This window comes from Metabacillus litoralis, from assembly GCF_007994985.1.
In the GTDB taxonomy this organism is placed as follows: Bacteria; Bacillota; Bacilli; order Bacillales; family Bacillaceae; genus Metabacillus; species Metabacillus litoralis.
Genome location: NZ_VOQF01000003.1, coordinates 105,784 through 130,309 on the forward strand (window position 1 = coordinate 105,784; position 24,526 = coordinate 130,309).

Consider the following 24,526-nt stretch of genomic DNA (forward strand, 5'->3'; position numbering starts at 1 on the left):
CGTAAATTTATAAAAACTATTGCTCATAAAGAACTCGAACTTGGCGAATGCTTATAGGTGTTTTAGCAAACGCTTCAATAATTCCGAGTTCTTGTATATGTTTTTTAAGTACAAATCTCATTGGAATTCTAACTATGAAATCCTTTTTAAAAGGAAAAGGTTTTACACTTATTTCATTTTGATTATGCCAAACAACCTGAAATTTATTCTCTGGTAAAAAAGAAAATGGTTGTGAGATCCCCTGCTGAAACCACTTATGAATTTTATTTCCTGTTGCACCAGCTTCCTGCATACATACAAATAAAGAAAGAGAATCACATAATTTTAATAAATCATAATAAAATTTCATTCCATTATCATCACATTGAATCGTTGATTTAATATACTTCTGCCTTTTATGTTCATGATTAAGAAAGTTCGTTATCCTCAAATCTGCTTCTAAGTCATCGAAGAAATTCACGTAATGAATACTACAAATTAATGCAGCATATAAACTGCTATTTTGAATTTCATTCAAACCTTTTGTATAAAATGATAATTTTATTGATTCAGGAAAATCAATAAAGCTATATGGTTGTGAAGATTTGTCATTCCACACTGGTGATGCATCCATATCAATCCATGACCTATCATGTTGTGCAATAGCAAAAAGTGCATCTTCTTTCTTCTCGTTGTAAATAGATAATTCATCTTTCCAATGCTTTGCAAATGTTTCTGATAAAAGTGCATGTTCATGTTGCTCAGTCATTACAAAAGATGTTGCTGTTTCATATACGATCATCTATTAAAGCTCCCTCTTTTATATTTGTAAAATAAAGATTATGATCTCCAATCAATAAAATCTGCAAAAAAACTTTCAATAAATGGTAATTTTCCCTTTTTATATTCATTTTAAGTGTACATGATTTTATTATATAAGGCGCACTATATTTATGTACCAAATAACCCAACAACGTCAGCATACATTTATGAATGACTGTTACAATGTGATGGTAGAAGCATTTACTACTGGTAATGATCCTACACATCCAACCCAAAGCTATAAAATGCAACAAAGCAATGATATTATCTATGGCTTAAAGCCTTAACAACCAAAAAACCAGTCCAAGCTGTTAATGAACTTACAGAACAATGCATTTCAGGTTTTATGCTTTGTCAATGTAAGTCAATGTCAGGATGTCAGGATCATTAACTATGGCAGCGTGTGAAATTACTAACCCTGTATTACGTGGTGTAGTAGCTGAGAGTGTACCTAACTTTATTGAAATGGCACACGAAATATTCTTATATCAAAACAAACACAACTACTACCAAGTTCCACAATTACAACAACAGGATATGAACCAAATGTTAAATGCATATACTACATCATCTAATAGTGGAGCAATGAATCAAAAACCTAAATATATGCAATAGATTAAAACATAAATTGAGGAAATTCCATTATTTAGTCTTGACTATTGCTTTACAAAGAGATTTGTACATGTTAAGATTTAAAACATTATCCCCTTCGAAACATTCGCTTGTTGCGGGACACTTAACCATGTACGGGTCGAAGGGGATAATAAGTGACTACACGTTAAGTGTAGTCACTTTTTTATTTGAAATTTTTTTGAGATACGATGATAGATTTAGTTTTTCTCCTAAAATAATAGTGATATTGCACTTTTTCTGATATTATAAAAGTATGTATGAATTATATTATTGAGTTTTGAAATGACGACGATTAATGGTGTATTTCTAGGAGGAGCTACTATGTTACATACAAATGAATTTTTGTATTTACCAACAGACGTCGGTACCATTCGTGTAGATATTTATTACAAGCACGCTATTTTCCATGTTCAGGCCGAGTTGAATGGTTTAATGTCATCTTCTTACGACCGAAAGAAAGTTGAAGCCGTAAAGAAATCCTTACTCCTTTTAGCTAAAGAACATCATGCTTTCGGGCATCACGAATAAACATTAATTAATTTAAAACAATTACTCATTACAACAGTAATCATTATGTTATTAATATAAATATGTTTTACTGTCCATACCGATTTATTAAACTGTTTTTGTTTGAGGTGATAAAAAATGTTAGATGGTTGGTTTATGTGGTTTATATTATTTTGGGTCGTATTCCTTATTTCAATGTTTGCAATCGGTGGTTTTTTCATGTTCCGAAAATTTTTACAAAGACTACCTAAAGAAGATGGGAAATCAGATTTAGACTGGCAAGACTATTATCTAGAAAAAACGAAACATCTATGGAAGCAACAAGAGAAAGATTTATTAGAGGATTTAGTAGAACCAGTTCCAGAGTTATTCCGAGATGTGGCCCGTGCTAAAATAGCAGGCAGAATTGGTCAGCTTGCTTTGAAAGAAAACTCATCAACAATTACATTAGACTTAATTATACGCGGATATATAATGGCTACCCCTAAGAGAGATCATAAATTCTTAATGAAAAGATTAAAAGAAAAACAAATAGATTACTCTCCTTACAAAGCCTTATTTTAATTACGGGTATAGTATAGTATCTATTTTAGTTAATAATAAAAGAGGCTGGGACATAAGTGGTAAAGCTGATGATAAACCCGAATTATCAGGTGATATATCAATTAATCATTCGCCTAATAGTTCGGGATTTTATTTGCTGTCATTAATAGATTATTTGATTTTGCATACTAATTCTAAGAACTAGTGGAATGGAGCGGAAGACACTCGACTCCTACGGGAATTGAGGAAAGGCTGAGACCCCGCAGGCATGCCGAGGAGGCTCAGCTTCCTCCCCGTGGAAAGCGAGTGTCTGCAGCGCAATGGAACGAACTTGTTTCTTTCAGCTTAACTGAATTTAGATTTATTCGTCTTTTGGTTGACTTCCTTAATTATGTCCCAGCATCTTTTAATATTTCAAGTAAGAACATTATTATTTGATCCATTCAGCTTTTGTTGAACCTTCTGAAATGAGCGATACATAGAAATTCGCCATGGAACAATCATACCAAAAGCTAGAATCCAAAACATCCCACTTAATTCTCCAATATCAATATGACTACTTAAAACTGATTTCATAATAATACGAACAATTAATAATCCTATTAAAATAAATACGAACGCTTTAGAACGTTTTAGATAAATTTTATCATCCCTAACTTCGAAGGAAGATGTTTTAATTAAGAATATTGAAAAAAACATACCAACTAATAAAGCTTCAATAACTTGAAAGCCTGAAACTCGGAAAAATGGATGAATAAACATAAGTGCGCCAGTACTCATAAAAATAGGTGGAAGTATAATTTTTTTTGCGGTCGCAGGCTTTTTAGCTGACCTCATTCTAATAAATAAGACAAACAAGGCCATAAAAACTGCAAAAATAGATGAAATAACTGTGGTCAAATATATCAATTCCTTTACTAGACAGCTAATAGTCTTAGTATAAACGAAAATTACTAAATTACCTATAATCTTCTTTAAGCATTTTCACTTTGTAGTACAATAATATTAAGTAAAACTTCAACTAAAAAAGTTACTAATCTCAATCAACATAGTTCAAAAACTAATAAAAATAAAAAACCATTTAAGGTATGACTTAAATGGTTTGCTCTATTATTAACCTAGAACACGAGTAATAGCTTCTAATACACGATTCTCATCAAAAGGTTTTACAATAAAATCCTTTGCACCTGACTCAATCGCTTCAACAACCATTTTTTGCTGCCCCATTGCTGAACACATTATAATTTTCGCATCTGGGTATTGACTTTTAATTTCCCTCAGTGCTTCGATACCATTCTGCTCAGGCATCGTAATATCCATAGTAACTAAGTCAGGTTTCTCTTTTTCAAACAGCTCAACAGCTTGCAAGCCGTTTTCAGCCTCTCCGACGACCTCATGATTCGCCTTTATTAATATATTTGATAAAGTCATTCTCATAAACTTGGCATCATCAACAATTAATATTCTAGCCACGCCTAGTTCCTCCTCAAACATGATAAAGGAAGCCTGATGATTATAGTCAAACTTCTTCTTGTGAAGGCGATTGATCGTTGCAAATTAAGCAAAAGCCTAACAAGCAAAATCTATCACGCATACTTATATTATAACAAATATATTCACTTGGTATAGTAAATATGGCATAAAATTGTTTTTTATAATATTTTTATCTCAGGACTAAAATCCTGTAAAACCTCCAAAAATTCGCGTTAAGAAAATGATGATCGAGGTCATTATATCAAAAAATAGGAGAATTCCCATAATGATCATAATGTATCCTCCAACTTTCATTATTTTGAAATTATGCTTTTTAATCCACCCCAGTTTGCCAATAAAAAACGATAAGACAAGGAACGGAACAGCAAAACCTAAAATATAAGCAATCATATAAATCATTGCAGAATTTGGATTTGAAGCTGCCATCCAAATAACAGCAGATAAAATCGGCCCAGTACACGGTGTCCATCCAGCAGCAAATGCCATTCCAATTAAAGATGAACCAAGATATCCAGCTGGACGATTCTTAAATTCAAATCGACGTTCTTTCATTAAAAAACTTGGTGTGAAAATTCCAATAGTCATTAAACCAAAAACAACAATTAGTATTGCTCCTATTTGTCTGATAAGGTCCTGATAATTTTGAAAAATCTCTCCAATGAATGACGTACCAAAACCTAAGGCAATAAAAATTGCTGAAAAACCTATCAAGAAAAAGATAGTATGTAGTAAACTCCTTTTTTGCAAGAGAGCATTTTCTGATTTTATTTCAGTAACAGAAACTCCTGTTATATACGATAGGAAAGCAGGATATAGTGGTAAGCAACACGGAGAAATAAAAGATAAAAATCCAGCTCCGAAAGCTAAAAAAACATTTACATCAGCCATGGTATTCCTCCTATAGAGAGTGTCTTCTCTATTCTAGCAAATTAACCAATAAATCAATAATTAAAAGTTGTGACACTTTTATGTCAATTTAATAACAACTTACATATTCTCTTTTCATACATACTAAATAGGCATTATAATAGATTCATTGTTGTTACATTATCTTCCTTTGAACCAATTCCAAATAAAGGGTATAATTAATGTACAATAAATTATTTACAGAAAGGACAAGTTCTCGTGTCTAAACAAGAATTACTCCAAATAATTGAAAAGAAACGAGCTGAACTAATTGACATTGTCCTAAAAAATGGGCTAAATTCAACTATATCATTAAAATATAGTCAAGAACTTGATAAACTACTAACACAATATATTAGAGATGACCATAATTCGTCAAAAACAAAAAACAAACAAGCTTGTTCCTAAAAAGTAAAAGCACGCTATAATTGCGTGCTTTTACTATGCATTTATTTTTCGATACCCGATCTATCTCTCGTATATCAAAAATAAAAGCCCGTAAAACGGGATTTTATTTCATTTGGCCATTCATAGATTTTAGCATTTGATTAATTTTCTTTTGAGATGGCTTCATACCCATTTGCATCATCATCATTTTTAACATTTGCTCATTAATTGGTGGATTTTTCTTTAGATAAGTCATCATATATTTACGCGCGATGAAAAATCCTAGAGCAACACCAGCAAGTAATGCTAGGATGCCTACTAGAATAACAACCCATAATTCCATTATATTTCCTCCTTCATGTTGTCTATCTTACAGTGTACTAAACCCTATGACATTATACAACATTTGCAGTATAATTTCCTCACTTTTATACAAAATTTCTTTCTTTAATAGGATTTAACCATCCATACCGTTCACCTTGTAAATCCATCGCTAAAAAACAAGGATCAAATTTTCTTAATACTTCAAAGAAAATAGTTTCTGCCTCATAACTTCCATCAGAAGAAAGCTCTAAATGCGAGTCCTTAACAATTAGCGTTGCATTACCTCTATTACCACGAATTTCAATTTTATGTATATGATGTAAATTCTGATAGTCTTGTCTAGCCGATAAATGAGTACTAAGTAATTGATGAATAAATAATATTGGTATAGGTTTTGTTATATAATTCACTTGTTTTTCAAGTGTATCTACATGGTTAGATCGAACTGTTGTCCAGTGAAAGTCCTGAAACAGATGATAGATTTTTGATTCTCGACCAAAGTAGTGACTTGCAAATTCTTCTTCTATTAAATAAATATAATAGTGCCTCACCATTTCTCTCACCTCATCCATTCTAATACAATTATTATAAAAGAAATTGAAAGCAATAATTGTCTGAAAGCGGAGAAAGAAGCCACTAGTTTTGTCGAAATAATATATCTAGTAAATTAATACTAAAACATTATATTATTTTGGTTAAAAAAAGAAATTTTGTTTGAGTTTTTCAATATAATCTTTTGATCTCTAGTAAGAGCTTTTCCGAAGTATATAATAAGTAGTAAGTTCTTAATTATAGTATTGTCCCACTAAATTGTAGGTTTTTAAAAATTTGACCAATAGTATGCAAAATTTAAAAATCTATTGCAGACAGCAAAAAAAAGACCCGAACTATTAGGCGAAGAAATAATTGAAAATCACCAAATAATTCGGGTCTATCATTAGCTTAAATACTTAGATCCCATTCTTTTTAATGTAAGTTTTTATTTTTCTCATTTTTCAACTTCTGAGGGGTCACATCATTCCCATTCGGATCTACAACAGTTACACCTTTTAATGTATTTTTCATAGAAGAGCGAAATACTTGTAAATATTCTTCTCGAAGTGACTTCTGCTCTACCTTTTCCTCTTCCGATAATCCACTTGATTTTGCTTTTTTGGATAACTCATTTATACGATCAATTTTTAATTTAGGTAACATCAATATATCTCTCCCTTCTTTATACTTTTAAAGTAAAAGTATAAAGTAATACTTATTCGTAATATCACTTCTGCTAGTAGATGGAACCTTAAAGATTATAAAAGTTAGCTCATTACTAGAACATACAAGTCATAATACTAAAAGAAGAGAAAAAAAACAACTTATTGATATAAGCTAAATTGAAGTCACATAACTTCAATTAAATTCTTCACTACTCACGACCTGACTTTCAGTATACTCCTTATATCTTCTATGTACGGTGGCTTTACTAACATCATATCCTACACCTCTTAATGTTGCTGCAATCTCATGAAATGTAAGCTTTTTGTTACGGAGATTTATAATTTCTTCAATTGGTACTTGTATCTTCTCTTTTCCGCCACCATGTCCTAGATTACCTAAATTTCTTTGTGGTTTATATCCATCCCTAATTGCACGATTCATTCCACGACTAATTTTATAGTTAACTAATTTACGTTGAAATTCCTCAACAGTAGAAAGTATACTTAATATCATAATATCAGTTTCAGAAAGCTCTGGTTCACCCTTTTCGTTAAGAGTTAATACTTTTGCATTAAGCTTCCTAATTTCATGTAATAATGCGATTTTAGCATGACCACGACCTAATCTTGTATCATCTTGAACAAGAAGAATTTCTGCTTTCTTGTCTTTAAGTATTGAAAGTGCTTCTATTATTCCGTCTCGATCGACATCATACCCGCTATGATATTCTTCTATTATTTTAATAACCTCAATATTATGTAATAATGCTAGATTCTTTAATTCTTCTTTTTGTCTTTCTATTGAGGATTCTTGAGATTCTTTATTAGTACTTACTCTGCAATACACAACAGCTTTCAATATCAATCACCGCCAAACTATTCAGACTTTATTTCTCATTTATATCTTTCACATTTATTCACTTGCTATTTGCTCAATATGATAAAAATCAGTTTTTTCAATTGGAACAACTACCAAATCTCCCGGTTTAATTAATGTAGAATGAATATTATTTTTTTCTTGTACCCATTTTACAAAATCCTGTTTCGAAATCTCCGTCTTTTTCTGAAATTCATCTGCTATACTCCATAGACTATCGCCTTCCTTAATTTCAACTTTATGATAGTTTTCCAGACTGTCTGCTCCCGTATATGAAACAATTAAAGTAATTGCTAGTATAGATACAATAAAAGTTAGGATATAACATACTGATAATTTATTCATTATAATCACCTCATAGAATATTTGTTCGCCTTTTGATACTTTTATTATAATAGGAACAAACGTTCTAGTCAAGGCTTTTCTCGAACTTATGTTTGTACTCATAGGTAAATGATGCTATAATACACATATATTACATGGATCCGAGGTGTCACAAAGGATGACGAAACTATCAAAAAGACAACAAGATATATTAACATTTATAAAAGATGAAGTTCAGAAAAAAGGCTATCCACCATCCGTTCGTGAAATTGGGGAAGCAGTAGGACTAGCTTCAAGTTCAACTGTTCATGGTCATTTGGCTAGACTAGAGTCTAAAGGTCTAATTAGAAGAGATCCTACAAAACCGCGTGCAATTGAAATACTAGAAGAAGATAAACATATAATTCCTAAGAGCAATGTCATTAACGTTCCTATAATCGGAAAAGTAACAGCAGGTTTACCTATAACAGCTATCGAAAATGTTGAAGAATATTTCCCTCTGCCAGATCGATATGTAACACCAGAAGAACAGATATTCATGCTGGAGATCATGGGTGAAAGTATGATTGAAGCTGGAATTCTTGATGGAGATCTAGTAATTGTCAAACAACAACAAACAGCTAATAATGGGGATATTGTTGTCGCAATGACAGAGGATGATGAAGCAACTTGCAAACGATTTTTCAAAGAAAAAGATTATATTCGACTTCAACCTGAAAACTCTACAATGGAACCTATTATTCTACGTAATATAAGTATACTAGGAAAAGTTATTGGAGTTTATCGCTCAATACACTAAAAAAGCTTACCCCAAAGGGTAAGCTTTTTTAGTAACATAAATTATATACTTTTTGCACTCAATATTAAAATAATGGTTTATAGCTCACCAACACTTTAAAAATATAATATTTATACTATTTTATAATTATAAAACCTAGTAACCGATAGAAAAAGTTTACTGACATAGAAAAGACCTTTCGTTAAATAAACGAAAGGTCTTTTCTTTTTAATACATTGATAAATATTGTTCTCTTTCCCATGGGTGAACTTGCGTACGGAACATATCCCACTCAATTTCTTTAGCTTCGATGAAATGCTCAAATAAATGTTCTCCAAGTGCATTTTTCATCGTGCTATCAGCTTTTAATAAATCTAATGCTTGAGCAAGTGTTGCTGGTAAATCAACAATACCATTTTCAACACGCTCTTCTTTAGACATTACATAAATGTTACGATCTATTGGTTTAGGAGCTTCTAAATTATTTTTAATTCCATCAAGACCAGCTGCTAAAAGTACACTCATTGCTAAGTAAGGGTTTGCTGCAGGATCAACACTACGTACTTCAACACGAGTACTTAAACCACGAGATGCTGGAATACGAATAAGTGGACTTCTGTTTTGTGCAGACCAAGCAACATAGCATGGTGCTTCATAGCCTGGTACTAAACGTTTGTATGAATTAACTGTCGGATTTGTAACTGCTGTAAATGCTGGTGCGTGTTTAATAATACCTGCAATAAATTGTCTAGCAGTATCACTTAGTTGAAGATCAGCATTTGTATCTAAGAATGCATTTTCACCTTTACGGAATAAAGATAAGTTCATATGCATACCTGATCCATTAACACCAAATAATGGTTTTGGCATGAATGTCGCATGTAAACCATGTTTACGAGCAATTGTTTTAACAACTAGTTTGAATGTTTGAATATCATCACAAGCTCTAATCGCTCCCGCATATTTGAAATCAATTTCATGCTGACCTGGTGCAACCTCGTGATGAGATGCTTCAATTTCAAAGCCCATTTCTTCTAGCTCTAAAACGATATCACGGCGACAGTTTTCTCCTAAATCAGTAGGTGCTAAGTCAAAATAACCACCATTATCGTTTAGTTCTAATGTAGGTTCGCCTTTTTCATCTAATTTGAATAAGAAGAATTCCGGCTCAGGTCCTAAGTTGAAATCAGTGAATCCTAACTCTTCCATTTCAGCTAAAAGACGACGTAAATTATTACGTGGATCTCCAGCAAAAGGAGTACCATCTGGGTTATAGATATCACAAATGAATCGTGCTACTTTTCCTTTTTCAGCAGTCCAAGGGAAAATAACAAAAGTGTTAATATCTGGATATAAGTACATATCAGATTCCTCAATACGTACGAAACCTTCGATTGAAGATCCGTCAAACATCATCTTGTTATCTAGTGCTTTATCTAGCTGACTAACTGGGATTTCAACGTTTTTAATCGTACCAAGAATATCAGTGAATTGAAGTCGAATGTATTTTACGTTGTTTTCTTTAACTAAGCTTACAATATCTTGTCTTGTGTATTTAGCCATTGTAAATCTCCTCTCCTAATCAGGTAAAAATTTTATTTTAATTTTGGTTGCTCATAATTAATGGAAAAACCTTGACATATCGCCCTGTCTTAAAGTCGGACGGTTAAATCGCCCAGCCTGCATGAGCTCAGACTTTAATAGTTTACGCAATTCAGCATCACTTAAGTCAGGCTTTTCAACAGTTTTAGGTTCTTCATGTTTTCCTTCAGCATGTGCGTGTTCTGCTCGTGAGAAAATCTGTTTAATACCAGCTAGATTCACACCTTGTTCGATAAGCGCCCTAATCTCTAGTAACTTATCAACATCGTTAAATGAGAATAGTCTTCTGTTACTTTCTGTTCTTGCAGGAAAAATCAATTCATTTTCTTCATAATATCGAATTTGCCTAGCAGATAAATCTGTGAGCTGCATAACAATTCCTATTGGGAATAAATGCATTGAGCGGCGAATATTATCACTCATGTTATTTGCTCCTTTTGTTTAACTAACTAATTTTATTATAATTAACGTCATATAATATGTCAACACCATGTTAGAATTATTAACATGGTAAATGCAAGTTTTTTTCTATTTTTATAGTGAAAGTAATTGCTTTTCAATCAATGAATCTATTGCAAGAGATATTGCAATTTTTACATGAGAATAGGTAAGTCCACCTTGTACGTATGCAACATAGGGTGCCCTTAATGGCCCATCAGCTGTAAGCTCTATACTTGCTCCTTGAATGAACGTACCAGCCGCCATAATGACATCATCTTCATAACCCGGCATATAATTAGGATATGGTGTTACGTGTGAGTTAATTGGTGATGCATATTGAATAGCTTGACAAAATGCTACCATTTTTTTGGGGTCATTAAACTGAACTGATTGAATAAGGTCAGTTCTTTTGCTATCCCATTTAGGTGATGTATCCATCCCAATTTCTTGGAGAAGCGCAGAAGTAAAAACAGCCCCTTTTAATGCTTCTCCTACAACATGTGGTGCTAAAAAGAATCCCTGATACATCTCCTGTAAACTATATAAGGAGGCACCAGCTTCAGCACCTATACCCGGCGAAGTCATACGATATGAACACGCCTCAACTAAATGTTTTTTTCCTACTATGTATCCTCCTGTTTTAGCTATCCCACCACCAGGATTTTTAATTAAAGAACCAGCAATTAAATCTGCTCCTATATGACATGGTTCAAATTCCTCTACAAATTCACCATAGCAATTATCAACAAAAACCACTACATCTTCTTTGATTGATTTAACAATATCAATCATTTCATGAATTTCCTCGATTGTAAAGGATGGTCTATTTGCATATCCCTTCGATCGTTGTATACCAATCATTTTAGTTTTTGAACTTATCACCCTTCTAACAGAATCAAAATCGACGCGTCCATTTTCCTTTAAGTCAACAGTCTGATAATCGATGTTATATTCTTTTAAGGAACCTACTCCATTACCTCTTATTCCTACAATTTCCTCAAGTGTGTCATATGGTTTTCCTGTTATGTATATTAACTCATCTCCAGGTCTCAAAATACCAAATAACGCTATTGAAATCGCATGTGTTCCAGAAATGATTTGTGGACGAACTAAGCCCGCTTCCCCACCAAATACATCTGCATATATTTGCTCTAGCGTGTCTCTACCAGCATCATCATAACCATATCCTGTTGTAGGAATAAAGTGGGAATCACTGACACGATGCTTTTGAAAGCTTTGTAAAACCCTAAATTGATTGGATTCACTTCTTTTATCAATCATATCGTGAACATCACTAATTTTATTTTCAATTTTTGAAACCAGTGGTGCTAGTTGTGCACCACTTTTTAAATGATTAAACATGTTCTTGTCCCTCTCCATTGTACATCTCTAGTTGACCATTAATTGAATGTGATGGAAGTACATATCCTTCAACATTATACATTTCATCTTCTTCAGAAAAATGAAATGAAGTAATAAGCGTTTCTGATTTTAATTGAGAAAGAACTCTACCTTCATTTGCAGGTATTTCCACTGCATAATGATTCATACCACCCTTTGCTAGCTCCTCAACTTTTTTCATTAGCTTCTCCAAGTCTTCTTCCGAAAAAGCAGAGATTGACACATAATCTTCCATAGGTGATGGTACAAATGATGCGGGTGTTAGATCTTTTTTATTATAAACTGTTAATATTGGTATTTCAGAGACATCAAGCTGATCTAGTAATTTATATACTGTCTGCTCATGATTAGCATAATCCTCATTTGAACTATCCACTATATGTAAGATTAAATTAGCTTCTTTCACTTCTTCAAGTGTTGAACGGAATGCTGCAACAAGAGTAGTTGGTAAATCCTGAATAAATCCTACTGTATCAGTAATTAACGCTTGATACGAAGAAGGCAACAAAACTTTCCGTGTCATCGGATCTAAAGTTGCAAATAACAAATCCTCTTCAAAACTTCCCGCTGTTGTTAACCGATTAAAGATTGTAGATTTACCAGCATTTGTATATCCAACAAGGGCTAGTTGAAATGCTTGATTTTTTTGACGACGCTCTCTATATCGATTTCTGTGGCGAACAACGGAAGAAAGCTGTTGTTTAATTTCATTTATTCTGTTTCGAATATGTCTTCTGTCAGTCTCAAGCTGAGTTTCTCCAGGTCCTCTTGTACCAATTCCTCCACCTTGACGTGATAAGGAAATACCTTGTCCAACTAGTCTAGGTAATAAATACTGAAGCTGCGCTAATTCAACCTGTAGCTTACCTTCTTTAGATTTAGCACGTTGGGCAAAAATGTCCAAAATCAATTGAGTGCGATCGATAATTCGAACATTTAAAATTGTCGATAAATTCCTTAGTTGACTAGGTGACAATTCATCGTTAAAAATGACTATATCTGGTTCGAGCTCTTCAACTACATTTAAAACTTCGTCAACCTTTCCCTTTCCTATATAGGTAGCAGGATGGGGACGTTCTCTTTTTTGAGTAATAATTGTAAGTACTTCTCCATTTGCAGTTTTTGTTAAAGATCCTAGTTCTTCCAATGAGTAAACAAAATGTTCATCATTCATTGTTTGGAGTTGACACCCTACTAGGATAACTTTTTCTTTTAAAACATCAAGTGTATTATTCAATGAGAAAACCTATCCTTTCGCCATTTTTAGCTCTATAATCATATCAAACATTTTACCATATCTCTAATTATTTCTTTAGTATAATCAAAAACAAGAATCTTCATTTATAATTTAAGTTTATCATAATAAAAAAATCAATTGACCTTTATTCCTACACACTATAAAATCAATTTCGAGTTACACCTTAAGAAGAACATGGGGGATATAAATGACGTGGGAAGTTTTAAGTATTATTGGTACAATCGCTTTTGCCATTAGTGGTGCTATCGTTGCTATGGAAGAAGAATATGACATATTAGGTATTTATATTTTAGGTATTGTTACTGCATTCGGTGGAGGAGCCATACGAAATTTATTAATAGGCGTCCCAGTTTCAGCACTATGGGAGCAAGGACTTCTCTTTCAAGTAGCTTTATTTTCAATGACCATTGTATTTCTGTTTCCGAATAAACTTCTTAAGCATTGGCATAAATGGGGAAATTTAACTGATGCAATTGGACTTTCTGCATTTGCCATTCAAGGAGCACTTTATGCTGTTGAAATGGATCATCCGATTAGTGCTGTTGTTGTAGCAGCTGTTTTGACAGGTAGTGGTGGTGGAATAGTCCGTGATCTTTTAGCAGGTCGAAAGCCACTTGTACTTCGTGCTGAAATTTATGCATTTTGGGCAATACTTGCTGGTCTATTAATTGGATTTAACATTGTATCTGATCCAGTTGGTTTATATACGTTATTTGTTACAATTGTTCTCCTTCGAGTATTTTCATACACTTATAAATGGAAACTTCCAAATAGAAGCTTACATAATGCCACGTCATCGTCAGGAGATAAAGACCTTTCTCAATAAAAAACCTGGAAGATAATTTCCAGGTTTTTATACTTTAACTAATTTTTTTCAGCATTTTATCTGTTTGACTTACTTTACATTTGATATACGTCTGAGTAGTATCGAATAAATCAGCAACAAATAATGTAGCACCATAGTATGTTTTATCATTTAACATTTCAGTATTTACAATATAATCATATATCACAGACTCTATGTCATTTAAGAATGGTAATAATGTTCTATAATTAACTAAAATTTGATGAATCTGTATAATTAAAAATGGATTCTTATTAAATCTTTCTTCTAATTGATCAATCACATATTCATTAAGTGACAATTCATTTTCAACAAGGTATTTTAACTCTTCCAAAAATAGTTTGTTATCACTCATTCTGATCACTCCCTCTTATAGTTCATATCTTAACATTGTAAGGGATATTATGAAAGCGTTTCCAACATTATTTTCTATAGTTATTTTCGATTGGAATGTTGGTTTTCCATCACAATTGAGCATTAGTCACATATTTATACAATTACCCTTTTCATTCAACTCACCATTATATTTAATTTTAATAAGAGTAAGGTTATATAACATACAATTAACAATAAAAAATGTCTGTTTTAACCATGTCTTAATATAAATTAAATTCTTTATTTATACACTCATTACTGTTGGAAGTTTTCCTTATTTTCATTACCTTGTTAAGCTAAGCATACTTAAAATTTTTTCTTCTCACCGAAATAAATTAACGGAATAAGTTATATTATCTTAACGGTGAAAGGTGTGTTCATTACCTTGAAGTGGAAAAATTACGGACTATGGGTGTCTATTGCATCTGTTATGTATATGATATTGAAAGATCTTGGATTACAAATTGACCTAACTCAATGGGAAACATATGTTACATCAATACTAGGGATTCTCGTGACACTAGGGATCATTTCAAATCCTGAAAGTGGTAAAGGATTCTTTGATGCTAAAACCAAATCTACAGAGAATGTTTCTTTAACTAATAGCACTAACAAAGTAAATCAATCAGCTAATGTTATTGAAAATTCGGGTTCAGTAGTTGAAAACAATAATAATCAAATGCATCAATCTGAATCGACGGATAGTCAAGAAATTCCTTTCGATGAAGAACTTATGCCAGATAGAAAATATGCGCCCTATGAAAAATAGATCGAACTAAATTTTTAACAAAATCCATACATTAAATTCATCTGGCATCCTTCTTATATAGAACAGTGCCATTTATATGGTTTGAATTCTGTTCACAGCAACAAGCCTTAAGTAAAGAGCACTTGCATATATAATAAAAAAGGCAGGCACATAAGTATTTGAGCTAATGAAAACCTGAATTATTGGGGATGAATCAATTAATTCTTCACCTAATAGTTCGGGTCTTTATATGCTGTCGTTCAGAACATGCCTTAAATTGACACATATACATATCTATTAACCTTCTTATCTTTTAAGCTTTTCAACCTTTACAAGACCACCTACATGATTTTCTTGCTCTACATATGCAATGATTTTATCATTTATTTTTATATGATCTTGAATAGGATGTTTCATTTTTTCACTATCAAAGTAAATTTTTGTTTTCCCATCAATCGATTGTCCGTAATACTCAGTTCCCTTGATTTCTGTAATTAAATAAGTGAATGTTTTGTATTTCTCTAATTCCTCTACATTATCTACTTCATGTTTTTCATTATCAATTGGTTTTACAAAGTAAATTGCTAAAGCTATCAAAAAGCTAGATAACATGAGCAGAATAATCAGCTTAATTTTCATTTTCCCCTCCAAAAATTTAAAATCTATATGATGTATGCTAATAGCAGGAAAAAAAGAACGGCTTAAACCAAGTTTTAAAAATTTTATATTTATATAATTTGCCATATTAAGATTTGATGTTAATTTCTATTACAGGCATTCGATTTCCCGATATAAAAAACAATGCTTAAACATTAAAAAGCTAACTCCGTAGAGTCAGCCTTTCAGTATCATTTAAATAATCTAAAAATGTTAAGTAGGTTTTTCATTTGATAATACTAAATCTTGACTTTTAATCGTTAACAAATCTTCACGATGATAGGAATCTGTTAACAATAACCTCATTGCTTGTGCTCTTATTGATTTTTCTATGATATTTCTTACATAACGTCCATTACTAAATTTTGCGGGATGTGTCATTGTTTTAACATCCATAAGATGCTCTTTAAATTTTATCATCGCATCTTGATTAAAGCGATACTCACGCTCAGTAATCATTCTGTTTGAAATTTCCATTAAATCATCTACAGAATAATCTGGAAAATCAACAACAAGAGGAAATCTTGATAATAAACCTGGATTTAATGATAAGAAATTATCCATTTCTTTAGGATAGCCAGCAAGTATTAGAACAAAATCATGTTGTTTATCTTCCATATGCTTTACTAACGTATCAATGGCTTCCTTACCAAAATCCTTTTCTCCACCTCTTGCAAGTGAATACGCCTCATCAATAAACAAGATACCTCCAAGAGCCTTCTTTATTAAATCACGTGTTTTTTGTGCTGTATGACCTATATACTCTCCCACCAGGTCTGCCCGCTCTGCCTCAATAAGGTGACCTTTTGATAACACATTCATTTGAAAAAATAATTTACCTACTAATCTAGCAACAGTTGTTTTTCCTGTCCCTGGATTTCCTTTATACATCATATGAAGTGCTTGCTTTCCTGCCTTTAACCCCTGTTCCTCACGTTTTTTATTAATAAAAATCCAAGCATATATCTCTTTTATCATTTTCTTCATCTCATTCATACCAACTAGAGAGCTCATCTCTTCTTCAATCTCTCTAAGTATCGCATGCTTCACTTCAGCTTTTGGAATTTTAAGATCATAAGAAGATGAACTGGTTTCAGCATTTTCTTTTGATTGATTATTTAATATTATGTTAATCTGTCCATTTGTCTTATACGTGACTGCTCGATCATATTCCATGAAAGTTCACCTCACAATCTGTTACTTATTATACGTGGGCTCAATTTTTATTGTGACATTGACCTAAATGAATATGTTATATCTATTGGATGAACGTTTGCGGATTCAGAAGAAATCTGTTGGTTTTTGCGGTTTCCCAAGAAATATTCATTCCTTTATTTATATTCATATAAAAATCTTTTACAACCTATGCTATGATTTTTTTAATAAAGATTGATTTTTTTGCTTAGATTTTTAGGGTGTATTCCTCATTGTTCCATACTCTCTGAACTTAAAGATCGTCAAGCTATAACTGACAAATCTTTTAAACGGATCTTTTGAAAAAAATTCTTTAGACTAACCTAACTTAAAGGTGAAATAAGGACTGAATAAAAAAAGAACCGATAAGAGCTACTTATCGGTTCTTTTTTATGTATATATTCTACTCAAGTTCTAGTTGAATATTTTTTTGTGGCGAAAATGTCGATATCGCATGCTTATAAATTAATTGTTGCTTTCCTTCTGATTCTAACAAAACAGTAAAGTTATCAAAGCCTTTTACTAATCCTCTTAATTGAAAGCCATTTAATAAAAACACAGTTACAAACGTACCATCCTTACGAAGTTGGTTAAGAAATTGATCTTGAATATTAATTGATTGTTTCATGTTTCGTCCTCCTCTTTTCTCTATACCATTAAATTCGATTAAAGTTCTAGCTTTCCTGCTATGTATGAAAAAATTTCATCTACCTTTTGTTCATGGTGAATAGGTGGTGTCATATCAAACCATTTTACTTCCATTTTATTGCGGAACCAGGTAAGTTGTCGCTTGGCATACCTTCTAGAATTTTGTTTAAGTTGGAGAATTACCTCATCAAGTGTACAGCTACCATCTAAATAATCAAAAAATTCTTTGTACCCAATGGCTTTAGCTGCCTGACTATCTCTGAGACCTTTGTCAAATAATTCCTTAGCTTCTGTTAGTACACCTTGCTCTACCATAATATCCACTCGATGATTAATTCGGTCATATAATACATCACGATCCATCGACAATCCAATGAGAGCAACATCATAAAGAAGGTGTTTTTCTTGATCGTTTATGTATTCAGACATTGGTTTTTTTGTGCACTCATATACTTCTAGTGCTCGTATAACTCTTCTTGAATTATTAGGGTGTATATTTTTTGCTGACACTGGATCAATTAACACTAGCTGTTCATGTAATACTTTTTCCCCTTTTTCTTCAAGCAATTTATACATTTTCTCACGGAAGACTGGATTTGATGGTGATTCAGTGAATTGATAATCATATAAAACTGATTGAATGTATAAGCCTGTACCACCAACTATCATTGGCATTTTATTACGTGAAGTAATGTTATTAATCAATGGTCTAACAGTTTCTTGAAATTCTGCAACAGAAAAATCTTCATTAGGGTTTTTTATGTCGATAAGATGATGAGGAATATTTTCCATTTCATCCTTTCTAATTTTCGCTGTACCAACATTCATACCCTTATAAATTTGCATTGAATCACCACTTATAATTTCACCGTTCATACGATGTGCTAGATCAATGCTAAGTTTTGTTTTACCAACTGCTGTTGGTCCGATGATGACGACGAGTTTCTCTCTATCCAATAACAATCACTCTTTCACATAGAATAGATTCTACGTTCATCATCTTATCATGTGTTTGATGTGAACACCAGATTATTGTAACCTTTTTAATATAAATGTAAACATTTGAAAGAATATTTACTAACCCATAATTAAGTATTATGTTATTTGTTCTAATAGTTAACATAATATTATTATGGTTTAATTTCTATTCATGCCTTTTGACTATTTTTTTGCCTGGAAATGGTCAAGAACTAAATGTTTTCTCATAATTATTTGTTAATTTAAACACCATAATTCTCTCACCAGTACTTGTACTTATATCTGTATGAAAGCTTTTCACTTTTTCGCCAGTTATGTTTAATATAATACCCTTTAAATTCTCGACACCAGATTCAACACATGCAGTTCTTGTTCGCTTAATTGATAACAAACCATCTTTCGTTTCAGAAACTACATATTCAGCTGGTGTTAAAATTCCTTTAAGATTTATGATAATCATATCTCGTAAAATATCTGATTTAACTGTAATTGATCCCCTCCCAAGGAAATCCTTTTCCCATTGTGTAATTTCTTTACTAATTTCAGCTTCTATTGTGCCTTTAGATGTTGTTGTCATATTATCCTCCTTCTACTAAAAGCAATCATATATGTATTCGTAATATTTTACTTCAATCGCTTAAAAGGTATCCATTATCCTTTACAACCAATCTTCTTACTATTTATCAGTATTGTATTACCAATAATCACCTATCATACACAAATCTAGATAGTACAAAATAGTTTTATGAAAATCTCTAGAACAGGAGATGACTGAAGATGGATGTTGGGTTATTGTTAGAATATCTATGGGTATTAATTGTACTTATTGGTCTAGAAGGAATTTTGGCTGCAGATAATGCTTTGGTCATTGCTATAATGGTCAAGCATTTACCAGAGGATCAACGTAAAAAGGCTTTATTCTACGGTCTTGCTGGGGCGTTCGTTTTCCGATTTGGGTCACTATTTATTATTTCATTTCTTGTAGACGTTTGGCAGGTACAAGCGATTGGATCCATTTATTTACTATTCATTTCCCTTAATCACTTATTCAAAAAGTTTGTTCTCCGTAAAGGAGAAAATAAAGAATTAGGTAAAGAAAAACAAGGATCAAGTTTTTGGGTCACAGTTTTAAAGGTAGAGTTAGCAGACATAGCATTTGCCGTTGATGCAATTTTAGCTGCTGTAGCATTTGCCATTGCACTTCCAGAAACACCGTTACCACAAATAGGTGGATTAGATGGTGGGCAATTCTTAGTAATCTTCCTAGGTGGATTAATCGGTTTAATTATCATGAGGTTTGCAGCAGGAGTATTTGTAGGAATACTTCATAGAAAGCCTGGTCTTGAAACTGCTGCATTCTTAATTGTGGGTTGGGTTGGTGTTAAATTAGCCATTTATACCCTATCACATCCCGATTTAGGATATCTTCCGAAAGAATTCCCAAAATCATTAACTTGGAAAATTTCATTTTGGACTGTTTTATTTCTAATAGGGATTTTGGGTTGGTTTCTTTCTAAAGATAAAAGCAAAGAAGAAGGTATTGAATAAGAATGATCTCTAAAAGACAAAGAAATATGAATGGTAAAACAGTTATCTCCATTGTTTTACCATTCTTTATATTACATCACACGTTTAATTATCTATTTTCACGAACGATCGTTCTGTTTCATAGTAAGTATTTTCTTATCTATAAATAAGAAATCCTAAAAATTTTTTTCGTAAAATTATTATATCAATTGGACAAACTGTGGTCATTTTGGTGGTCACTTTTTATAATGTGTTCATTTTTAAAAAGGTCCAAAAAATCAGCTTCAACTTGTAACCTAGAAATAATATCCTTTTTCTTATCCTATTATCTATACAAGATGTTCTGTGATGATAAAAGAACTATAAAAGAGGTTGGAACATAACTAATTTGCTTGTTTAAAGCAGAATAATATATAACAAAAAATAAAAAGACCGTGCTATCAAATAATTTCAAATTAGAATTAGAATGATAGTTCGGATTTTTTCCGGCTGAAATACTTTTATCCTAGCCTCTCTTATGTAATTATATTTTTCATTTACTTTTACGGTTTAATATCTTCATTAAGATGCTTATTCCAAAAAGCGCAAAAATAATTGAGAGAATCCATAAATAAATTGGATTCTGGCCATCTTCGGTTATTTCCTGTTGTTCTTGTTTAAGAGTTACATCACCGGAAAGTATTTCTTCCTTTTGTTCATAATAATTATTAACTTCTTTTTTTGCTTCATTTGTTAAAGTTTCAAGTTCTTCTCTTGTAATGCTTTCATTATGAACGTCAGCATAAATGTCTAAATAATTTCCGTAAACAATATCCTCATTATATACAAAACTTGAACTTCCACTTTCTTCTAGGTATTTATCTACCTTTTTTGCATTTAGTTTTTCATATTTGAGGTCAGTTGCATGTATAAAATAAGTGTTTGAACCAGAAGTTGTTTCTTGATCCCCTACTTTTTTTATTTCAATATAATCTAGGTTAATTCTTGTGCCCTCTTCACTTTTAGTCCAACTAATGTCAGTTAAAATCTTCCTTAAGATGAAATTATCCTCTGCTGAAACTTTATTAAAATTTAGAGATAAAAGAAAAGTAATAATGAATAATAGAGAAATTCTTTTTAACACTACTAAAGGCACCTCTGTCTAAGTAATTTTTCAAAATACTAGGGATTATTATAATATTATATTTTCTAAAAATATAGTTTTTATTTAAGTGTATGTAATATTGCTTTGGATCCTGATAGAATCTAAGTACTACAAGGAATTACTAGATGAAGGACTATCTGAAGAATACGTCCATTATATACACTCGATTCTTAAAACTGCAGCTCAAACAGCTATCGATTGGAAGTACCTCAAAAATAACTTTATGAATAATGTGAAAGCTCCTAAGCGTATTAAGAAAAAAGTTGAAACCTGGTCTATTGATGAATGTAACTTATTTCTAAATAGAATGCGAGAACAAAAAGATCATATTTTTTTGATGTATTGTTTAGCAATTTATACAGGTATGCGGCGTGGTGAAATTCTAGGTCTAAGATGGAAAGATATTGATTTTGAAAGAAGTAGAATCTATGTAGAACATTCACTATATTACATTTCTGGTGAAGGATTAGTATTACATCAACCAAAGACGACTAGTGGAAAAAGAAATATCTCCATTACGGATGAGGTTATCGAAGAATTAAAGTCTTATAGAGTAAAAAAAAGGAACAACTATTGAAAGTAGGAACGAAATTAACTGACGAGCATTTTGTTGTTTCCGCATTTAGTGGCGAACCATTAAATCCAAATACAATTCATAAGCAATTTCTATATGATACTAAATTAGCTGATCTCAAAAGGATTAGGTTCCACAATCTGAGACATACACATGCAACTATCATGTTAGAGATAGGTGAAAGCCCAAAAGTTGTATCCAAACGATTAGGTCATGCGAATGTTTCTATTACATTAGATAAATATAGTCATGTCACTTCAAATTTACAAACTGAATCAGCCGAGAATTTTGCAAAAGCATTAAGAAAAACTAGCTCTGAGCAATGAATGTGGTCATTTCGTGGTCATTACATCAAAAAATAAAGGTAAAACCCATATATATCAACGGTTTTACCTTGTTAAAAATCACATCACTCGTTTAAACATCTTCTCCATCTCATACGTCGAATAATGAACAATGATAGGTCGACCATGTGGACATGTAAACGGATCAGAGGAATGTCTTAATGTTTCTAATAAAGCAAATATCTCATCATTTCGCAAATGATGATTCGCTTTAATTGAAGCTTTACAGCTCATCATAATAGCTGCTTCTTCTCTTAGCTTTTTCAAATTAATTTTTTTATCATCTAATACCTGCTGGATGATTTCTTCTATTGTTGTTATTTCATCTCCCTTTGGAAACCATTGTGGATGTGATCTTACAATATAACTATTGCGACCAAAGGATTCGAGAAAAATTCCAACCTGAGCAAGTGTATCAAGATGCTCCTCAATAATCATCACTTCATCATTGGAGTATTCAAATGTAATAGGAACTAGAAGCTCCTGTACCTCTGACTGAATTTCTCCAACCTTTTCTCGATAAAATTCATATTTTATCCTCTCTTGTGCTGCATGTTGATCAATGATAAAAAGACCTTGATCATTTTGAGCTAAAATATATGTCCCATGCATCTGACCTATCGGATATAAAGGTGGAATACGGTCTGTTTTTTCATCATTGTAAATTGTTTCCTCTATATCTTCTGAGAATTCATTTTGAGAAATAGTATCTTCATTCTGACTAAATGGGCTTTCGATCGGTGCATCATTTCCATTTTCTATAACATTCTGTTGTTCATCAAAAGATCTGTTTTTTGTATCTTGTTCATATGTTTCTATTTTGATTGAATTCGTAATTGATGGCTTCACATCATCTAAAAATGAACTTTCTTTTATTACAGGTGTGGTAGTACCATGATTAGCCATTTGGTTATGATGACGATCTATTTCAGTGCGATGATTAAATGTAAATTGTTGCTGTTCATCAATTGATTTTGCTTTTTTGATTTTTGGTGTTTCAACAGATGGAATTAGCTGCTGCTGTTTAAAAACATCTTTTATCCCACTTGCTATTAACTCATTTAATTCAGCTTCTTTGCTTAATCTTACCTCTAGCTTTGAAGGGTGTACGTTCACATCAACCAGTATTGGGTCCATCTTTATTTCTAAGAAAACAATTGGAAACCGGCCAATTGGAAGTAATGTGTGATAGCCTTGCTGGATAGCTTTGACAAGAGAATAGTTTTTAATAAAACGTCCGTTAATTATCGTTGATATATAGTTTCTTGATGCTCTAGTGATCTCCGGTAGTGCTATATAGCCATTCACATGGAAATCTAATGATTCAAGAGAGAGCTTTTTCATTTTTTTCGCAATAGTGAGACCATAAATTGCAGCTAAAACTTGGCGAACATCTCCACTTCCATTTGTGTGTAATAGCTTTTTCCCGTTATGAACAAGACGAATGGAAACCTCTGGATGCGCTAAAGCAATTCGATTAACAATATCGGTTATATTCCCTAACTCTGTATGAATCGTTTTCATATATTTCAAGCGTGCTGGTGTATTGAAAAATAAGTTTCTAACTGTAATATCAGTACCTTTTCTACTAGTTGTTGATACATGCTTTTCAATTTTACCACCAGATAAAATGATGTTTGTTCCTGCACCCTCGCCAGTACTAGTTTTCATATCAAGTAGTGAAACAGAAGCAATACTTGGTAAAGCTTCCCCCCTAAAGCCAAGAGTACGAATTCGAAATAAATCATTTTCATCTTTAATTTTACTTGTTGCATGACGATGAAACGCATTTATACAATCATCCTGTTCAATACCGTCACCATTATCAACAATTCGCATTTTACTTAAGCCTGCTTCTTCAATATCAATTTCAATAACTGTGCTATTAGCATCAATTGCATTTTCTAACAATTCTTTTACAACAGAAGCTGGTCGTTCAACAACTTCACCTGCCGCAATTTTATTAGATAGTGAATCATCAAGGCGTATTATCTTTCCCAAAAGTATCACCACCCTTT

At 32.2% G+C, this 24,526-nt stretch carries 32 protein-coding genes; 11 read left to right on the forward strand and 21 right to left on the reverse strand.

From position 1 onward, the window contains the following. Positions 1-16: 16 nt before the first annotated feature. On the reverse strand, positions 17-781 hold the full coding sequence (locus tag FS935_RS05535; protein WP_146946589.1) for a DUF3891 family protein: 765 nt from the start codon (positions 779-781) through the stop codon (positions 17-19). 151 nt (positions 782-932) lie between these two features. Between FS935_RS05535 and FS935_RS24385 the strand changes: the two genes are divergently transcribed. From FS935_RS24385 to FS935_RS05550, 4 genes are all read left to right on the forward strand, one after another. Beyond that, positions 933-1,088, forward strand: coding sequence for a hypothetical protein (locus FS935_RS24385; protein WP_338036900.1), 156 nt, complete (start codon positions 933-935; stop codon positions 1,086-1,088). 106 nt (positions 1,089-1,194) lie between these two features. Then, positions 1,195-1,416 carry a spore coat protein gene (locus FS935_RS24390; RefSeq protein ID WP_338036901.1) on the forward strand — a complete coding sequence of 74 codons (222 nt, stop codon included), beginning with the start codon at positions 1,195-1,197 and terminating at the stop codon, positions 1,414-1,416. A gap of 339 nt (positions 1,417-1,755) precedes the next feature. Continuing rightward, positions 1,756-1,962: a hypothetical protein gene (locus tag FS935_RS05545; protein ID WP_146946590.1), complete on the forward strand. Its 207-nt coding sequence runs from the start codon at positions 1,756-1,758 to the stop codon at positions 1,960-1,962. Positions 1,963-2,079: 117 nt separating this feature from the next. Beyond that, complete coding sequence (locus FS935_RS05550) at positions 2,080-2,505, forward strand: DUF2621 domain-containing protein (RefSeq protein ID WP_146946591.1); 426 nt, start codon at positions 2,080-2,082, stop codon at positions 2,503-2,505. A 393-nt stretch (positions 2,506-2,898) separates the two neighbouring features. Here the strand turns inward: FS935_RS05550 and FS935_RS05555 are convergent, their stop codons facing one another. The 3 genes from FS935_RS05555 to FS935_RS05565 all read right to left on the reverse strand — a co-directional run bounded on the left by FS935_RS05555 (position 2,899) and on the right by FS935_RS05565 (position 4,866). Continuing rightward, positions 2,899-3,384 carry a CcdC family protein gene (locus tag FS935_RS05555; protein ID WP_146946592.1) on the reverse strand — a complete coding sequence of 162 codons (486 nt, stop codon included), beginning with the start codon at positions 3,382-3,384 and terminating at the stop codon, positions 2,899-2,901. A gap of 213 nt (positions 3,385-3,597) precedes the next feature. After that, positions 3,598-3,957, reverse strand: coding sequence for a response regulator (locus tag FS935_RS05560; RefSeq protein WP_146946593.1), 360 nt, complete (start codon positions 3,955-3,957; stop codon positions 3,598-3,600). Between the two features lie 201 nt (positions 3,958-4,158). Then, on the reverse strand, positions 4,159-4,866 hold the full coding sequence (locus tag FS935_RS05565; protein ID WP_146946594.1) for a cytochrome c biogenesis protein CcdA: 708 nt from the start codon (positions 4,864-4,866) through the stop codon (positions 4,159-4,161). Between the two features lie 237 nt (positions 4,867-5,103). On the opposite strand from FS935_RS05565, the gene FS935_RS05570 reads away from it, so the two are divergent. Continuing rightward, the gene (locus FS935_RS05570; protein WP_146946595.1) at positions 5,104-5,292 is read left to right on the forward strand and encodes an aspartyl-phosphate phosphatase Spo0E family protein; all 189 of its coding nucleotides are present in this window, start codon (positions 5,104-5,106) and stop codon (positions 5,290-5,292) included. A 103-nt stretch (positions 5,293-5,395) separates the two neighbouring features. On the opposite strand, the gene FS935_RS05575 is transcribed toward FS935_RS05570, so the two are convergent. The 5 genes from FS935_RS05575 to yneA form a co-directional block, all read right to left on the reverse strand. Beyond that, entirely contained in the window at positions 5,396-5,614 is a 219-nt protein-coding gene (locus FS935_RS05575; protein ID WP_146946596.1) for a YneF family protein, read from the reverse strand. An 85-nt stretch (positions 5,615-5,699) separates the two neighbouring features. After that, positions 5,700-6,149, reverse strand: coding sequence for a sporulation inhibitor of replication protein SirA (gene sirA, locus FS935_RS05580; protein ID WP_146946597.1), 450 nt, complete (start codon positions 6,147-6,149; stop codon positions 5,700-5,702). Between the two features lie 412 nt (positions 6,150-6,561). Continuing rightward, on the reverse strand, positions 6,562-6,792 hold the full coding sequence (locus tag FS935_RS05585; protein ID WP_146946598.1) for a DUF896 domain-containing protein: 231 nt from the start codon (positions 6,790-6,792) through the stop codon (positions 6,562-6,564). A 195-nt stretch (positions 6,793-6,987) separates the two neighbouring features. Further along, the gene (locus tag FS935_RS05590) at positions 6,988-7,653 is read right to left on the reverse strand and encodes a YneB family resolvase-like protein (RefSeq protein WP_146946599.1); all 666 of its coding nucleotides are present in this window, start codon (positions 7,651-7,653) and stop codon (positions 6,988-6,990) included. 54 nt (positions 7,654-7,707) lie between these two features. Further along, positions 7,708-8,016: a cell division suppressor protein YneA gene (gene yneA / locus FS935_RS05595; RefSeq protein ID WP_158638549.1), complete on the reverse strand. Its 309-nt coding sequence runs from the start codon at positions 8,014-8,016 to the stop codon at positions 7,708-7,710. Positions 8,017-8,173: 157 nt separating this feature from the next. Between yneA and lexA the strand changes: the two genes are divergently transcribed. Next, complete coding sequence (gene lexA / locus FS935_RS05600) at positions 8,174-8,794, forward strand: transcriptional repressor LexA (protein ID WP_146946601.1); 621 nt, start codon at positions 8,174-8,176, stop codon at positions 8,792-8,794. 207 nt (positions 8,795-9,001) lie between these two features. On the opposite strand, the gene glnA is transcribed toward lexA, so the two are convergent. The 4 genes from glnA to hflX form a co-directional block, all read right to left on the reverse strand. Further along, entirely contained in the window at positions 9,002-10,336 is a 1,335-nt protein-coding gene (gene glnA, locus FS935_RS05605) for a type I glutamate--ammonia ligase (RefSeq protein WP_146946602.1), read from the reverse strand. A 57-nt stretch (positions 10,337-10,393) separates the two neighbouring features. Further along, positions 10,394-10,798, reverse strand: coding sequence for a MerR family transcriptional regulator (locus FS935_RS05610; RefSeq protein WP_146946603.1), 405 nt, complete (start codon positions 10,796-10,798; stop codon positions 10,394-10,396). 111 nt (positions 10,799-10,909) lie between these two features. Beyond that, entirely contained in the window at positions 10,910-12,178 is a 1,269-nt protein-coding gene (locus FS935_RS05615) for a methionine gamma-lyase family protein (RefSeq protein ID WP_146946604.1), read from the reverse strand. Further along, a complete protein-coding gene (hflX, locus tag FS935_RS05620) occupies positions 12,171-13,454 on the reverse strand; it encodes a GTPase HflX (protein WP_275669574.1) in 1,284 nt (427 codons plus the stop codon). Before hflX ends, FS935_RS05615 begins: the two co-directional genes overlap by 8 nt. A gap of 208 nt (positions 13,455-13,662) precedes the next feature. On the opposite strand from hflX, the gene FS935_RS05625 reads away from it, so the two are divergent. Next, the gene (locus FS935_RS05625) at positions 13,663-14,301 is read left to right on the forward strand and encodes a trimeric intracellular cation channel family protein (RefSeq protein ID WP_146946606.1); all 639 of its coding nucleotides are present in this window, start codon (positions 13,663-13,665) and stop codon (positions 14,299-14,301) included. A gap of 34 nt (positions 14,302-14,335) precedes the next feature. Here the strand turns inward: FS935_RS05625 and FS935_RS05630 are convergent, their stop codons facing one another. Continuing rightward, the gene (locus FS935_RS05630) at positions 14,336-14,674 is read right to left on the reverse strand and encodes a hypothetical protein (RefSeq protein ID WP_146946607.1); all 339 of its coding nucleotides are present in this window, start codon (positions 14,672-14,674) and stop codon (positions 14,336-14,338) included. A 405-nt stretch (positions 14,675-15,079) separates the two neighbouring features. Here FS935_RS05630 and FS935_RS23735 point away from each other — a divergent pair, with 405 nt between their 5' ends. After that, the gene (locus FS935_RS23735; RefSeq protein WP_193559350.1) at positions 15,080-15,463 is read left to right on the forward strand and encodes a hypothetical protein; all 384 of its coding nucleotides are present in this window, start codon (positions 15,080-15,082) and stop codon (positions 15,461-15,463) included. 285 nt (positions 15,464-15,748) lie between these two features. On the opposite strand, the gene FS935_RS05640 is transcribed toward FS935_RS23735, so the two are convergent. From FS935_RS05640 to FS935_RS05660, 5 genes are all read right to left on the reverse strand, one after another. Further along, complete coding sequence (locus FS935_RS05640; protein ID WP_146946608.1) at positions 15,749-16,081, reverse strand: hypothetical protein; 333 nt, start codon at positions 16,079-16,081, stop codon at positions 15,749-15,751. 231 nt (positions 16,082-16,312) lie between these two features. Next, positions 16,313-17,275 carry a stage V sporulation protein K gene (gene spoVK / locus FS935_RS05645; RefSeq protein ID WP_146946609.1) on the reverse strand — a complete coding sequence of 321 codons (963 nt, stop codon included), beginning with the start codon at positions 17,273-17,275 and terminating at the stop codon, positions 16,313-16,315. Positions 17,276-17,696: 421 nt separating this feature from the next. Next, positions 17,697-17,921 (reverse strand): RNA chaperone Hfq, encoded by a 225-nt coding sequence (hfq, locus tag FS935_RS05650; RefSeq protein ID WP_146946610.1) that lies wholly within the window; start codon positions 17,919-17,921, stop codon positions 17,697-17,699. A 38-nt stretch (positions 17,922-17,959) separates the two neighbouring features. Beyond that, positions 17,960-18,904, reverse strand: a complete 945-nt coding sequence (gene miaA / locus FS935_RS05655; RefSeq protein WP_275669575.1) for a tRNA (adenosine(37)-N6)-dimethylallyltransferase MiaA — start codon at positions 18,902-18,904, stop codon at positions 17,960-17,962. A 220-nt stretch (positions 18,905-19,124) separates the two neighbouring features. Beyond that, entirely contained in the window at positions 19,125-19,496 is a 372-nt protein-coding gene (locus FS935_RS05660; RefSeq protein ID WP_146946612.1) for a Na-translocating system protein MpsC family protein, read from the reverse strand. Positions 19,497-19,696: 200 nt separating this feature from the next. On the opposite strand from FS935_RS05660, the gene FS935_RS05665 reads away from it, so the two are divergent. Beyond that, complete coding sequence (locus FS935_RS05665; protein WP_146946613.1) at positions 19,697-20,467, forward strand: TerC family protein; 771 nt, start codon at positions 19,697-19,699, stop codon at positions 20,465-20,467. Between the two features lie 511 nt (positions 20,468-20,978). Here the strand turns inward: FS935_RS05665 and FS935_RS05670 are convergent. Beyond that, entirely contained in the window at positions 20,979-21,569 is a 591-nt protein-coding gene (locus tag FS935_RS05670; protein ID WP_146946614.1) for a hypothetical protein, read from the reverse strand. 100 nt (positions 21,570-21,669) lie between these two features. Here FS935_RS05670 and FS935_RS24165 point away from each other — a divergent pair, with 100 nt between their 5' ends. Continuing rightward, positions 21,670-22,167, forward strand: coding sequence for a site-specific integrase (locus FS935_RS24165; protein WP_146946615.1), 498 nt, complete (start codon positions 21,670-21,672; stop codon positions 22,165-22,167). Continuing rightward, positions 22,164-22,490, forward strand: a complete 327-nt coding sequence (locus tag FS935_RS24170; protein ID WP_146946616.1) for a tyrosine-type recombinase/integrase — start codon at positions 22,164-22,166, stop codon at positions 22,488-22,490. The genes FS935_RS24165 and FS935_RS24170 overlap by 4 nt, the downstream gene beginning before the upstream one ends. Before the next feature lie 78 nt (positions 22,491-22,568). Here FS935_RS24170 and mutL read toward each other — a convergent pair whose 3' ends face one another. Then, positions 22,569-24,509: a DNA mismatch repair endonuclease MutL gene (gene mutL / locus FS935_RS05685; RefSeq protein WP_146946617.1), complete on the reverse strand. Its 1,941-nt coding sequence runs from the start codon at positions 24,507-24,509 to the stop codon at positions 22,569-22,571. Between the last annotated feature and the right edge of the window lie 17 nt (positions 24,510-24,526).

Bases quoted from the DNA above. Each gene is read 5' to 3' on its own strand.
- FS935_RS05565 (WP_146946594.1), bottom strand. From the start codon at position 4,866: ATGGCTGATGTAAATGTTTTTTTAGCTTTCGGAGCTGGATTTTTATCT.
- FS935_RS05660 (WP_146946612.1), bottom strand. From the start codon at position 19,496: ATGACAACAACATCTAAAGGCACAATAGAAGCTGAAATTAGTAAAGAA.
- FS935_RS05545 (WP_146946590.1), top strand. From the start codon at position 1,756: ATGTTACATACAAATGAATTTTTGTATTTACCAACAGACGTCGGTACC.
- FS935_RS24390 (WP_338036901.1), top strand. From the start codon at position 1,195: ATGGCAGCGTGTGAAATTACTAACCCTGTATTACGTGGTGTAGTAGCT.
- FS935_RS05575 (WP_146946596.1), bottom strand. From the start codon at position 5,614: ATGGAATTATGGGTTGTTATTCTAGTAGGCATCCTAGCATTACTTGCT.
- FS935_RS05615 (WP_146946604.1), bottom strand. From the start codon at position 12,178: ATGTTTAATCATTTAAAAAGTGGTGCACAACTAGCACCACTGGTTTCA.
- FS935_RS05550 (WP_146946591.1), top strand. From the start codon at position 2,080: ATGTTAGATGGTTGGTTTATGTGGTTTATATTATTTTGGGTCGTATTC.
- FS935_RS05585 (WP_146946598.1), bottom strand. From the start codon at position 6,792: ATGTTACCTAAATTAAAAATTGATCGTATAAATGAGTTATCCAAAAAA.
- FS935_RS05640 (WP_146946608.1), bottom strand. From the start codon at position 16,081: ATGAAAATTAAGCTGATTATTCTGCTCATGTTATCTAGCTTTTTGATA.
- FS935_RS24385 (WP_338036900.1), top strand. From the start codon at position 933: ATGTACCAAATAACCCAACAACGTCAGCATACATTTATGAATGACTGT.
- FS935_RS05630 (WP_146946607.1), bottom strand. From the start codon at position 14,674: ATGAGTGATAACAAACTATTTTTGGAAGAGTTAAAATACCTTGTTGAA.
- yneA (WP_158638549.1), bottom strand. From the start codon at position 8,016: ATGAATAAATTATCAGTATGTTATATCCTAACTTTTATTGTATCTATA.
- FS935_RS05610 (WP_146946603.1), bottom strand. From the start codon at position 10,798: ATGAGTGATAATATTCGCCGCTCAATGCATTTATTCCCAATAGGAATT.
- spoVK (WP_146946609.1), bottom strand. From the start codon at position 17,275: ATGGAATATGATCGAGCAGTCACGTATAAGACAAATGGACAGATTAAC.
- sirA (WP_146946597.1), bottom strand. From the start codon at position 6,149: ATGGTGAGGCACTATTATATTTATTTAATAGAAGAAGAATTTGCAAGT.
- hfq (WP_146946610.1), bottom strand. From the start codon at position 17,921: ATGAAACAATCAATTAATATTCAAGATCAATTTCTTAACCAACTTCGT.
- FS935_RS05625 (WP_146946606.1), top strand. From the start codon at position 13,663: ATGACGTGGGAAGTTTTAAGTATTATTGGTACAATCGCTTTTGCCATT.
- FS935_RS05535 (WP_146946589.1), bottom strand. From the start codon at position 781: ATGATCGTATATGAAACAGCAACATCTTTTGTAATGACTGAGCAACAT.
- FS935_RS05665 (WP_146946613.1), top strand. From the start codon at position 19,697: ATGGATGTTGGGTTATTGTTAGAATATCTATGGGTATTAATTGTACTT.
- glnA (WP_146946602.1), bottom strand. From the start codon at position 10,336: ATGGCTAAATACACAAGACAAGATATTGTAAGCTTAGTTAAAGAAAAC.
- lexA (WP_146946601.1), top strand. From the start codon at position 8,174: ATGACGAAACTATCAAAAAGACAACAAGATATATTAACATTTATAAAA.